Annotated in this window: 13 protein-coding genes; all 13 read left to right on the top strand. The window is 41.3% G+C overall.

The genetic code is table 11. The features are described from left to right. Window positions 1-30: 30 nt before the first annotated feature. The 13 genes from hisZ to rplU all read left to right on the top strand — a co-directional run bounded on the left by hisZ (window position 31) and on the right by rplU (window position 12,393). Window positions 31-1,284, top strand: coding sequence for an ATP phosphoribosyltransferase regulatory subunit (gene hisZ / locus ACZ5C4_RS09380; protein WP_464520768.1), 1,254 nt, complete (start codon window positions 31-33; stop codon window positions 1,282-1,284). Window positions 1,285-1,296: 12 nt separating this feature from the next. After that, entirely contained in the window at window positions 1,297-1,959 is a 663-nt protein-coding gene (hisG, locus tag ACZ5C4_RS09385; protein WP_186874499.1) for an ATP phosphoribosyltransferase, read from the top strand. Then, window positions 1,949-3,247 carry a histidinol dehydrogenase gene (hisD, locus tag ACZ5C4_RS09390; RefSeq protein WP_464520769.1) on the top strand — a complete coding sequence of 433 codons (1,299 nt, stop codon included), beginning with the start codon at window positions 1,949-1,951 and terminating at the stop codon, window positions 3,245-3,247. The genes hisG and hisD overlap by 11 nt, the downstream gene beginning before the upstream one ends. 2 nt (window positions 3,248-3,249) lie before the next feature. Continuing rightward, window positions 3,250-3,837: an imidazoleglycerol-phosphate dehydratase HisB gene (gene hisB, locus ACZ5C4_RS09395; RefSeq protein WP_464520770.1), complete on the top strand. Its 588-nt coding sequence runs from the start codon at window positions 3,250-3,252 to the stop codon at window positions 3,835-3,837. A gap of 14 nt (window positions 3,838-3,851) precedes the next feature. Next, the gene (gene hisIE, locus ACZ5C4_RS09400; protein WP_464520771.1) at window positions 3,852-5,135 is read left to right on the top strand and encodes a bifunctional phosphoribosyl-AMP cyclohydrolase/phosphoribosyl-ATP diphosphatase HisIE; all 1,284 of its coding nucleotides are present in this window, start codon (window positions 3,852-3,854) and stop codon (window positions 5,133-5,135) included. A gap of 170 nt (window positions 5,136-5,305) precedes the next feature. After that, window positions 5,306-5,620, top strand: a complete 315-nt coding sequence (locus tag ACZ5C4_RS09405; protein ID WP_464520772.1) for a hypothetical protein — start codon at window positions 5,306-5,308, stop codon at window positions 5,618-5,620. 81 nt (window positions 5,621-5,701) lie between these two features. Then, window positions 5,702-7,567: a TIGR03960 family B12-binding radical SAM protein gene (locus tag ACZ5C4_RS09410; protein ID WP_464520773.1), complete on the top strand. Its 1,866-nt coding sequence runs from the start codon at window positions 5,702-5,704 to the stop codon at window positions 7,565-7,567. Continuing rightward, window positions 7,551-8,267 (top strand): TIGR03936 family radical SAM-associated protein, encoded by a 717-nt coding sequence (locus tag ACZ5C4_RS09415; RefSeq protein ID WP_464520774.1) that lies wholly within the window; start codon window positions 7,551-7,553, stop codon window positions 8,265-8,267. Before ACZ5C4_RS09410 ends, ACZ5C4_RS09415 begins: the two co-directional genes overlap by 17 nt. A gap of 20 nt (window positions 8,268-8,287) precedes the next feature. Next, window positions 8,288-9,505 carry a ribonuclease E/G gene (locus tag ACZ5C4_RS09420; RefSeq protein WP_464520775.1) on the top strand — a complete coding sequence of 406 codons (1,218 nt, stop codon included), beginning with the start codon at window positions 8,288-8,290 and terminating at the stop codon, window positions 9,503-9,505. Between the two features lie 94 nt (window positions 9,506-9,599). Beyond that, the gene (ybaK, locus tag ACZ5C4_RS09425; protein WP_464520776.1) at window positions 9,600-10,079 is read left to right on the top strand and encodes a Cys-tRNA(Pro) deacylase; all 480 of its coding nucleotides are present in this window, start codon (window positions 9,600-9,602) and stop codon (window positions 10,077-10,079) included. Between the two features lie 105 nt (window positions 10,080-10,184). Next, entirely contained in the window at window positions 10,185-11,504 is a 1,320-nt protein-coding gene (locus ACZ5C4_RS09430; protein ID WP_464520777.1) for an aspartate kinase, read from the top strand. Window positions 11,505-11,535: 31 nt separating this feature from the next. After that, window positions 11,536-11,949: a CBS domain-containing protein gene (locus tag ACZ5C4_RS09435; protein WP_186874489.1), complete on the top strand. Its 414-nt coding sequence runs from the start codon at window positions 11,536-11,538 to the stop codon at window positions 11,947-11,949. Window positions 11,950-12,084: 135 nt separating this feature from the next. Then, window positions 12,085-12,393, top strand: a complete 309-nt coding sequence (gene rplU / locus ACZ5C4_RS09440) for a 50S ribosomal protein L21 (RefSeq protein WP_186874488.1) — start codon at window positions 12,085-12,087, stop codon at window positions 12,391-12,393.

A 12,393-nucleotide genomic window follows, 5' to 3' on the forward strand; every position in this document is an offset into this window, starting at 1 on the left:
TAGCACGATAAAGTGAGGAGAAGGATAATTATGGAAGAAAAGCTCCATACACCGGAAGGAGTTCGGGATATTTATAATACAGAATGTAAGAGGAAGCTGACACTGCAGGAAAGACTGCTGGACACCCTGTATTTATATGGGTATCAGGATATACAGACGCCGACTTTCGAGTTTTTTGACGTATTTCGTAAAGAGATCGGTACAATTTCTGTACAGGAATTATATAAATTTTTTGACAGGGATGGGAATATTTTAGCCCTTCGGCCGGATATTACCCCTTCTGTGGCACGTGCTGCGGCGACACTTTTTGAATCAGAAGATTTTCCGATTCGTCTGTGCTATGTGGGAAATACTTTTATTAACCATTCTAGTTATCAAGGGCGGTTAAAAGAAAACACACAGCTTGGCGCAGAGCTGATTGGTCTGGATTCAACCGCAGCAGATGCAGAAATGCTCGCTATGGTAATTGATGGATTAAAAAAGGTCGGATTAAAAGAATTTCAGGTCAGTGTCGGACATGTCGACTTTATCCAGAGTCTTATGGAGGCGACCGGACTGGAGGAAGAAAAGAAAGAAGAGCTTCATTCTTTAATTACAAATCGGAACTATTTTGGCGTAGAAGAGATTCTGGATACTTACCGTGTAAAGGGAAGCATCAAAGAAGCATTTCGTATTCTCCCAGAATTGACAGGAGGCCCTGAGATTATGGAGAAAGCGGCGCAGGCTGCACCGTCGGTCAATGCGCGGCTTGCGATTGTAAGACTGCTGAAAATATATAAGCTGCTCACCTTGTATGGAGTAGAGCAGCATATTACGTTCGATTTGAGTATGAGTGGAAGTTATGGGTATTATACTGGAATCATTTTTAGAGCATATACATATGGGACAGGAGATGCCATTGTTCGTGGAGGCCGTTATGACCATCTTCTAGAGAAATTCGGAAAAAGCACGCCTTCCATTGGATTTGCCATCATTGTAGATGAATTGATGAGCGCATTAAACCGTCAGAAAATTGCAGTGGAAACAAGAGAAATCCATCTGATCGTTTATACAGAGGATACAGAGAAATGGGCGCTTTCGCTGGCAAAGAATTTTCGTGCGAAGGGGAAATGTGTCGGCATGTACAAAAGGGAGACCGGAGAGCAGAAGGAGCATTTTATGCAGTATGCAAAGAGACAGAATGTAGTGAGTATGCTATATTTAAGAGACGACTTGAAAATAGAAATGATAAATTTAAAGACCGGAGATGAAAAAACTGTAGATGCAGCGAGAAAGCCGGATTAGAAGGAGCAGATTATGAGATATTTGACATTTGCCCTTACCAAAGGGCGCCTGGCGAGTAAAACGCTGGACATGCTGGAAAAGCTGGGAATTACCTGTGAAGAGATGAAAGATAAAGCTTCCAGGAAACTTATTTTTGTCAATGAGGATTTAAAACTGAAATTTTTTCTGGCGAAGGGGCCTGATGTCCCTACCTATGTCGAGTACGGTGCCGCAGATATAGGAGTCGTCGGAAGAGATACGATTGTAGAAGAAGGAAGAAAAGTCCATGAGGTATTGGATCTCGGGTTTGGCGGCTGCAGGATGTGCGTCTGCGGCCATGAAGAGGCAAAAGAGCTGCTCAAGCATCACGAATTGATCCGAGTTGCCACGAAATATCCGAATATTGCAAAAGATTATTTTTATAATAAGAAACACCAGACCGTAGAGATTATCAAAATGCATGGCTCTATTGAACTGGCTCCGATTGTAGGACTTTCCGAAGTGATAGTAGATATTGTAGAGACAGGTTCTACCTTGAAGGAAAATGGACTGGTTGTCCTGGAGGATGTCTGCTCTTTGTCTGCCCGCATGATTGTAAATCCAGTCAGCATGCGTATGGAAAATGAACGGATCAAAGAATTGATTGTAAATCTTAGAAGGCTGTTGCAGGAAGGGGAGAAAAAAGATGCGCATTGAACAGTTAAACGAAGGCTCAAAGAAGAATCTTTTAGAAGCATTGTTAAAAAGAAGCCCGAATAATTACGGAGAATATGAAGCAAGCGTACAGCAAATCATTGAGACAGTAAAAGAAAAAAAAGACGAAGCACTTTTTGACTATACAGAGAAATTTGATGGTTTTCACTTATGCGCAGATACGATTCGGGTGACTGAAGAAGAAATTAAGGAAGCCTACCAGAAGGTAGATGAAGAGCTTCTTAAGATTATCCGCCAAGCGCTGAAAAATATCAGGGATTACCATGCAAAGCAAATGCAGTATAGTTGGTTTGACAGTAAACCAGACGGTACGATACTGGGACAAAAAGTGACTGCGATACAAAAAGCTGGTGTCTATGTTCCAGGCGGAAAGGCAGCATATCCCTCCTCTGTTTTGATGAACATCCTTCCCGCAAAGGTAGCGGGGGTGGAAAAAATTATCATGGTCACACCGCCGGATAAGGAAGGGAAGATTACGCCGACTACACTGGTGGCAGCAAATGAGGCCGGCGCAGACGAGATCTACAAAGTCGGAGGCGCCCAGGCAATTGCAGCGCTTGCCTATGGGACGGAGAGTATACCGAAGGTAGATAAAATTGTAGGGCCCGGGAACATCTATGTTGCGCTGGCAAAGAAGGCTGTCTATGGACATGTGAGTATTGATTCTATTGCAGGGCCAAGTGAGATTTTGGTTTTGGCGGACGAGACGGCAAATCCGCGGTATGTGGCGGCAGATTTGCTGTCTCAGGCAGAGCATGACGAGCTTGCCTCTGCAATTTTAGTGACGACGAGCCGCCCGCTTGCAGAAGAAGTCTCCAGACAGGCAGAGCAGTTTATCGCAGAGCTTTCCAGGGGAGAGATTATCTCGAAATCTTTAGAGAATTACGGACATATTCTGATAGCGGATACAATGGAGGAGGCAATTGGCGCGGCAAATGAGATTGCCTCGGAACATCTGGAAATTATGACGGCGAACCCGTTTGAAGTAATGACAAAAATTCGAAATGCGGGTGCAATTTTTATCGGGGAATATGCAAGTGAGCCGTTAGGTGATTATTTTGCAGGGCCGAATCATGTCTTGCCTACAAACGGAACAGCCAAATTTTTTTCCCCGCTTTCGGTTGACGATTTCCTGAAGAAATCCAGTATCATCTCCTACTCAAAGGAGGCTCTTAAGGCTGTTCATAAAGAGATTGAACAGTTTGCCAGGGCGGAAAGACTGACAGCGCATGCAAACTCCATCAAAGTCCGTTTTGAAAAGGAGGACTGATTATGAAACGTATAGGAAGCTGCACAAGAAAGACAAAAGAAACGGATATTTCTCTGACCATTTGTCTGGACGGGCAAGGGCAGAATCATATTGACACAGGAATCCCATTTTTTGATCATATGCTGGATGGATTCGCGCGGCATGGTTTGTTTGATTTAGATGTCTGTGTACGCGGGGATTTTGAGGTAGACAGCCACCATACCATTGAAGATACAGGAATTGTACTTGGACAGGCGATAGCAAAGGCTCTGGGGGACAAGGCAGGGATCAAACGATATGGATTTTTCATCCTGCCGATGGATGAGACACTTGCTTTGAGTGCCGTTGATTTGTCCGGCAGGCCGTATTTTAAATATGATGCTTCCTTTTCCGTTCCATTTCTTGGGAAAATGGATACAGAAATGATCAAAGAATTTTTCTATGCAGTATCTTATAGCGCAGCGATGAACCTCCATTTGAAAATTCTGGAGAGTGGAAACAATCACCATATGGCGGAAGCGCTGTTCAAGGCATTTGGAAAGGCGCTGGATGCTGCGACAACAGAAGAACCCAGGATAAAAGAAGTGTGGTCTACAAAGGGCAGCTTATAAAGGAGAAAGGACAAATGAGCTATAAAAGATTGACTCCATGTATTTTTATAGATGGAGGAAAAGCGGTAACTTGGTTTGACAATAGAGAAGTCATTGCAGCGGACGTTGTTGCTTTGGCGAAGCATTACAGTGAAATGGGCGCAGATGAACTGATTATTTTTGACTTGTCTAATTCCGATGAAGAGCATGATGAGGCGATTGACTTGATGAAGAAAATTCATCGTGTGATCCGTATTCCAATGATAGCGGGCGGAAATATTCGCAGGCAGGAGGATGTGAAAAAGATTCTCTACGCCGGAGCCAAACGGGCAATGCTCAATTTTTCCAAACAGACATCTATAGAACTGATTGAAGAGATATCCAAACGGTTTGGAAAAGAACGGATTGCTGTTTCTCTGAATGATTTTGACGCTCTGTTTAAACAACAGCATTTAATTGAGGAATACAGTACAGAGATTGTATTCATGCATCGGCTGGACTTAAATTCCGTAATGAATATTACAGAAATTCCATGTGTCGTGGTCACCGATACAATGGAACAGAATGAAATTCTTAAAATTTTAAAATGCGACGGGGTAAAAGGTGTATCTGGTATGTTTATCAGCCAGAAAAGTATGGACTTTAATGCGTTTAAGGAAATCTGTGCAAAAGAAGGAATTAAGATGACCTCCTTTGAAAGCTTGATGGATTTTTCAGAGTTTCAGTTAAATTCCGATGGCCTGCTTCCCGTTGTCGTGCAAGATTTTAAGACAAATGAAGTGCTGATGATGGCATATATGAATGAGGAGGCATTTGAAAATACGGTAAAGACAGGCAGGATGACTTACTACAGCAGAAGCCGGAAATCCCAGTGGGTCAAAGGAGAAACGTCCGGTCATTTTCAATATGTGCGGACACTTGCTATAGACTGTGATAAGGATACCCTTCTGGCAAAGGTAGAACAAATTGGGGCGGCATGCCATACTGGAAACAGAACCTGCTTTTATCAGCCGATTGTAGGAAATGATTATGATGCTAAGAATCCTCTCCAGATTTTTGAAAATGTATATCATACGATTTTAGACAGAAAGGCACATCCCAAAGAAGGGTCTTACACAAATTATCTGTTTGAGAAAGGCATCGACAAGATATTGAAGAAGGTAGGAGAGGAAGCAACAGAAATTGTAATTGCGGCAAAAAATCCGAATCCGGAAGAAATCAAATATGAAATTTCAGATTTCCTTTATCACGTGATGGTTCTTATGGCGGAAAAAAATGTAACATGGGAAGACATCACAAAGGAACTTGCCGAGCGCTAGTGTGGCGGACGATTGTACATCTGCCGTTACCGTTCTAAAAAAATTTTTAAAGACATAGGATATGGTAGAAGCTGTATCCTATGTCTTTTGTTTATTGTATAGGGAACAAGATTCCCTATACAATACTGAGCGCAAGTAGAAAATGGAATTTTGAAAGGAGTGCTGTAATATTGACAGAATCAGAAAAACGGCGCCGCGATCTTCTGCGCCAGACACGAAAACTATATGATGAAAATACCTCTCTCCCGGCGGTTCATCCACGCTACGGAAACTTAATTCACGAATTGTATGACAAAGAGGGGCAGGAAGAACCGCACAGCAGCTTTTTCATTCGCGCTGCGTTGGGGATATTGTGTTTTGTCTGTTATGTATGCATAGACACAAATAAAATAGAAGTAGCAGAAGTCGGAAGCGAACAGATTGTCAATCAGATTGAAAAACAAATGAACGTAGAGGCTTTGGAGGAAGTCTGGAAGCAGTTGTAAAATGAAATATTTCTTGTGAAGATACCCTGAAAATGATATAATGAAGCCGCTGCAAATGAAAAAAATATATAGGAGAATCCTATGCGAAAATTAGCATTAGAAGATGAAATATTATTAAATATTGAAAAACCTGCGCGTTATATAGGCGGGGAATTAAATGCCGTTATGAAAAAACAGGAGGAAATAGACATTCATTTTGCCATCTGCTTTCCAGATGTGTACGAAGTAGGAATGTCTCATTTAGGTATTCAGATTCTGTACGATATGTTCAATAAACGAAGTGATGTATGGTGTGAACGGGTGTATTCTCCCTGGACTGATCTGGACAAAATTATGAGGGAGAGGGAGATTCCGCTTTTTTCTCTGGAATCACAGACGCCTGTCAGAGAGTTCGATTTTCTTGGAATTACGATCCAATTTGAGATGTGTTATACCAACATTCTGCAGGTGCTTGATTTAAGTAAAATTCCACTTCACGCAAAGGAGCGTCAGGACAAAGATCCCATTGTAATCGGCGGAGGACCTTGCACATATAATCCGGAACCTCTGGCAGAATTTTTTGATTTGTTTTATATCGGAGAGGGAGAGACGGTATATGATACGCTGTTCGATGTATATAAACAGTGCAGACGCGAAGGCAGAACCAGGACTGAATTTTTAGAACGCGCTGCCAGGATAGAGGGAATCTATGTGCCGCAATTCTACGAAGCAGAATATAACGAGGACGGAACACTTGCGGCATTTTACCCTACGAACCCGCATGCGCCCTCTGTGGTAAAAAAACAGATTGTAATGGATGTGACACATGCGCCCTACCCCGAAGCTCCGGTTGTTCCTTTTATCAAAGCAGTACAAGACAGAGTTGTTTTGGAAATTCAGAGAGGTTGTATACGTGGATGCAGATTCTGTCAGGCCGGCATGCTGTACCGTCCTACAAGAGAGAGAGATGTGGAACACCTAAAACAGCTCGCAAAAAGAATGTTGAAGAATACAGGACACGAGGAAATTTCCTTAAGTTCACTAAGCTCCAGTGATTATTCCAAGTTAAAGGAGCTGGTTTCATTTTTAATCGATGAATTCCATGAAAAGGGTATCAATATTTCTCTGCCATCTCTGCGAATTGACGCGTTTTCTCTGGATGTTATGAAAAAAGTACAGGATATTCGGAAAAGCAGTTTGACGTTTGCACCGGAAGCGGGCTCCCAAAGAATGCGCAATGTCATCAACAAAGGACTGACGGAGGAAATGATTTTAGAGGGGGCCGGACAAGCCTTTGAAGGAGGCTGGACAAAAGTGAAGCTGTATTTTATGCTGGGGCTTCCGACAGAGACAGAAGAGGACATGAAAGAAATTGCGCGTCTTTCGGACAAGGTGGCGCGAAGATATTATGAAATTCCAAAGGAACAAAGGTATGGAAAATGCCAGATTACGGCAAGTTCTTCCTTCTTTGTTCCCAAACCCTTTACACCATTTCAATGGGCGCCAATGCTGACAAGCAGTGAATATATGCATCGGGCGGCAGTTGTAAACCAGGAGTTTAAAGAGCAGCTCAACAGAAAAAGCCTAAAATATAACTGGCATGATGCACAAGTCACTGTCTTAGAAGGCGTGATGGCACGCGGAGACAGGAAAATAGGACGGGTGATAGAAGAGGCATATCGTTTGGGGTGTCTTTATGACTCCTGGACAGAGTCTTTTCATAATGAACTTTGGATGCAGGCATTTGAAAATACAGGCACAGACATCGCATTTTATACACTTCGTGAAAGAGACGAAAAAGAACGATTCCCCTGGGAGTTTATTGATATTGGAGTAACACGTGGATTTTTGAGAAAAGAATGGGAACGTGCCATGAAAGGGGAGATAACTTTAAACTGTAAAGAAAAATGTTCTGGCTGCGGGGCTGCATCCTTTGGAGGAGGTGTCTGTTTTGAAAGCAAGAATTAAATTCAGAAAATACGGAGCTATGCGTTTTATCGGGCATCTGGATGTGATGCGCTTTTTCCAGAAGGTCATGCGCAGGGCAGAAATACCGATTGCATTTACAGGAGGATTCAGTCCCCATATGATTATGTCTTTTGCGAATCCCCTGGGTATTGGACTTTCCAGTGACGGGGAATATTTTGACATTGAATTAAAGGAACCGATAGAAAGCAAAGAAGCTGTCAGACGAATGAATGAAGCGTGTGTAGAAGGGATAGAGGTCATTAGCTTCAAAAAAATTGCAGATGAGAAGAAAATGACCGGTATGACAATCCTAGCTGCGGCAGATTACCTGACAAGCGTTGCAGCAGGACAGCTTCCGACAGATTGGACAGAACAGCTTACATCATTTTACAGTCAGCCGGAAATATGGATTTTAAAACAGACAAAGAGAAGTGAACGGGAAGTAAATATCCGTCCTCTTATTTATCGGCTTGAACCACAGGAAGACAAAATATACATGCAGGTAGCTGCCGGAAGTAAAGAGAATGTAAAACCAGGACTTGTTATGGAAGCATTCTTAAACTTTCTGCAGCTTTCTCCCAAAGAGTTCAAATTTTTCCACCATCGAATGGAGATGTATGCAGATACAGGAGATGAGAAAGAAAAGAAACTGGTTGCACTAGAAGCATTGGGAAAAGATATAACACAGACGTATGCCTGAACATATTTGGAGGAAAAACGATGTGTCAAAAGAGAAAAGTTTTGATCATTCTTAAGGAAACGACGGTATGGACTTACTTTTTAGAAGAGGATAAAATCGTTGAGATACACTGCTCTTCCTTAAAGAATGAAGATCAGAAAAGAGAGCCGGAGCTTGGAAATATTTATGTAGGAAGAGTCAAGACAATCGTGGCAAATATTGGAGCCGCCTTTATCGAAATTCAGAAAGGAATTACCTGTTATTACGATATAAGCCAGGCAGAACATGCTTTTTTTACAGATAAAAAGGGAAAAAAGCCAATTTGTATAGATGATGAGCTGCTCGTGCAGATAAATAAAGAAGCAGTAAAAACAAAAGCGGCGACTGTCACAAGCAACATAAGTCTCACAGGCCGGTTCGCTGTTTTGACACATGGAAATACCCGCATCGGTGTATCAAGCAAATTGCCGAAAGAACAAAAAGAAGCATACAAAGCAGAACTTGCCCATCTTAAGAATGATGCTTTTGGAGTGATTGTCCGTACCAACGCGGCGACAGTTTCTTTTGATGAAGTGCTCAAGGAAATATACAGGCTGAAAGAAGAATATGATGCTATTTTGCAAAGGGCCAGGACAAGACCCTGTTATTCCTGTCTAAAATCGGCACCTCCGGCTTATATTACAGATTTAAAAAATGTGTATACAGAGGGACTAGAAGAAATTGTTGTAGAAAACAATGAATTGTATACAAGAATACATAATTATTTTGAAAAGGAACAACCTGAAATCCTGCCTAAATTGAGGCTTTATGAGGATAAACAACTCCCTCTTTCTAAATTATACAGTACAGAGCAGGCATTAGAGCGAGCATTGAAAGAACATGTGTGGTTGAAAAACGGAGGATACCTGATTGTTCAGCCGACAGAAGCGCTGACGGTAATAGATGTCAATTCCGGTAAGTATACTGCAAAAAAGAAATGCCAGGATGCAGGCTTTAGGGTGAATTTAGAGGCTGCAAAAGAGGCAGCACATCAAATTAGAATTCGGAATCTTTCTGGAATAATTATAGTGGATTTTATCAATATGGATTCCAACGAAGAATGGAAGGCGCTCCTAAAGGAATTCAAAGCATATCTAGAAAAAGACCCAATACAGACAACACTTGTAGATGTCACACCATTGCAATTAGTAGAGATAACAAGGAAAAAAGTGCGCAAGCCATTGCACGAAGTAGTTGCTGCTATAAATTGCATACAATAATACGATTTATTTTTGTTTTGTATAAGAATTGTATTTTTAAATATTACTTCGCTTCTAAGATTGTATAATCGTATATAATGATAAAGGAGGAAACATGAGTAAAAAAGAATTAAAGACAAATGCTATGCGGATTTTAGACAGAAATAAAATTCCATATGAATACCAGACTTATGACTGTGCTGTTTTTATAGATGGAATTACTGCGGCAGATAAAGCCGGACTTCCACGCGCACATGTGTATAAAACCCTTGTAACGACAGGAAAAAGCGGGGAATATTATGTATTTGTCATACCGATAGAAGCGGAATTAGATTTAAAAAAAGCGGCGCGTACAGTAAAGGAAAAGGCATTGGAAATGCTTCCGGTAAAACAATTGCTCGCTGTGACAGGTTATATAAGGGGCGGATGCACTGCAATCGGGATGAAAAAACAATATTCTACGGTGATCGACACCACCGCCCAAAATCTGGAATTTTTGTACGTCAGCGGTGGAAAACCAGGCATGCAGATAAAGCTGCGTCCGGATGATTTGAAAGAGACAGTGGGTGCACAATATGCGGACGTCATAAAATAAAGATTTACAAGACTTTAAAGAAGCGGTATAATATGGTACTAGAATGCGGAGAATACAGGATTTTCCCACTAATAGTGAAAAAACTGTCTGGAGGAAATAGAAAAGATGAAGAAAGTAGTAAAATTTGGCGGAAGCTCTCTGGCAAGCGCTGAGCAATTTAAAAAGGTAGGAGAAATTATCCGCCAGGATTCGGCAAGACGTTATGTAGTTCCGTCTGCTCCGGGGAAACGCTTTTCAGGAGATACGAAAGTAACGGATATGCTGTACAACTGTTATGCAGCGGCAGTGAAAGAAAAAAAATTTGTAGATTTGCTGGAACAAATTCACGAAAGATATCAGGAGATTATAGACGGCTTAAATCTGGATCTTTCCTTAGAAAAAGAGTTTCATATAATACAGGAAAATTTCAGCAAAAAAATCGGAAGAGATTATGCCGCTTCACGAGGAGAATATTTAAACGGAATTATTATGGCAGCATATTTAGGATTTGAGTTTATTGATGCCGCGCAGGTTATCCGTTTTAATGATGACGGCAGCTTTAATGATGAGGTTACAAATATACTGCTGTCTGAAAGACTGGCGAATATGGAGAACGCTGTGATACCTGGATTCTATGGGGCAAAGGAGGATGGCACTGTTGTAACGTTCTCAAGAGGCGGCTCTGATGTAAGTGGTTCTTTAGTTGCGCTGGCAGTGTGCGCGGATTTATATGAGAACTGGACAGATGTATCTGGTTTTTTAATTGCAGATCCACGAATTGTCAAGAATCCAAAATCTATTGAGACAATCACATATAAAGAACTTCGGGAGCTTTCTTATATGGGCGCCAGTGTCTTACACGAGGATGCAATTTTCCCTGTGAGAAAAGCGGGAATCCCGATTAATATCCGTAATACCAATGCCCCCCAGGATAAGGGAACACTTATTGTGGAAGGAACATGCAGGCAGCCCAAATACACGATTACAGGAATTGCAGGAACAGACGGCTTTGTTTCTATTACGATTGAAAAGGCGATGATGAATTCAGAGATTGGATTCTGCCGGAAAGTTCTGCAGGTATTTGAAGAAAATAATATTTCGATCGAACATATGCCTTCTGGCATTGATACAATGACTATTTTTGTGCACAAAAATGAATTTGAAGAGAAGGAACAGAGAATTCTTGCAGGTATCCACAAGGCAGTAAATCCAGATCACATTGAGCTTGAGTCGGATCTTGCACTGATTGCTGTTGTAGGGCGTGGTATGCGTTCTACGCGCGGGACAGCCGGAAGAATTTTTTCCGCCTTAGCACACGCCCATATTAATGTAAAAATGATCGACCAGGGCTCCAGTGAGTTAAATATCATTGTCGGAGTCAGACATGATGAATTTAAAAATGCGATTCGGGCATTATATGAAATTTTTGTATTGACACAGATTTAAGCGGATAAAAGAAAAAAGGCGGCGGAATCAAATGAACATTTTGTTCTTTTTAAAACCCAAAAATGAAGTTGCGTATATTTATGACTATGCTACGCTTCGCCAGGTGCTTGAGACTATGGAATATCACAAATATGCGTCCATTCCTATGTTGAACCGTGAAGGAGAATATGTGGGTACAATTACAGAAGGTGACATTCTCTGGGGAATTAAAACCTATACGGATTTAAATTTAAAAGAGGCCGAATCCATCCTTATACAGGATTTCCCACGTAAAGCAGATTACGACGTGGTATCTGCAGATTCAGACATGGAGGACTTGGTTAAAAAGGCAATGAATCAAAATTTTGTGCCTGTGGTAGATGATCAGAAGAAATTTATTGGCATTATAACGCGGCGAAGCATCATTGAATACTGCTATGAACGGCTGGAAGACTGTGATAAATAATTTTTTTGAAATCTATTGACGTATTGAGAATGATTATGATATACTACACTAGTATGCCGCACAATGAGGTATTTTAAGTTCTGCTTTTGCAGGCAGACACCATAATTGGCGAGTAATGTTAATAGGAGGTGCCATATGTACGCAATTATAGCAACAGGTGGTAAACAGTACAAAGTAGCTGAAGGCGATATCATTAAAGTAGAAAAGCTTGGTGTAGAAGCCGGTGAAACTTATACGTTTGATCAGGTACTTGCAGTAAATAATGACAAACTGGTTGTTGGAAACCCGACAGTTGCAGGGGCAACAGTAACAGCTTCTGTAGTTGAAAACGGAAAAGCAAAAAAGGTAATTGTTTACAAGTACAAGAGAAAAACTGGATACCATAAGAAAAATGGTCACAGACAGCAGTATACAGCTGTTAAGATTGAAAAAATCAACGCTTAA

This window comes from Mediterraneibacter flintii (genome assembly GCF_055387595.1).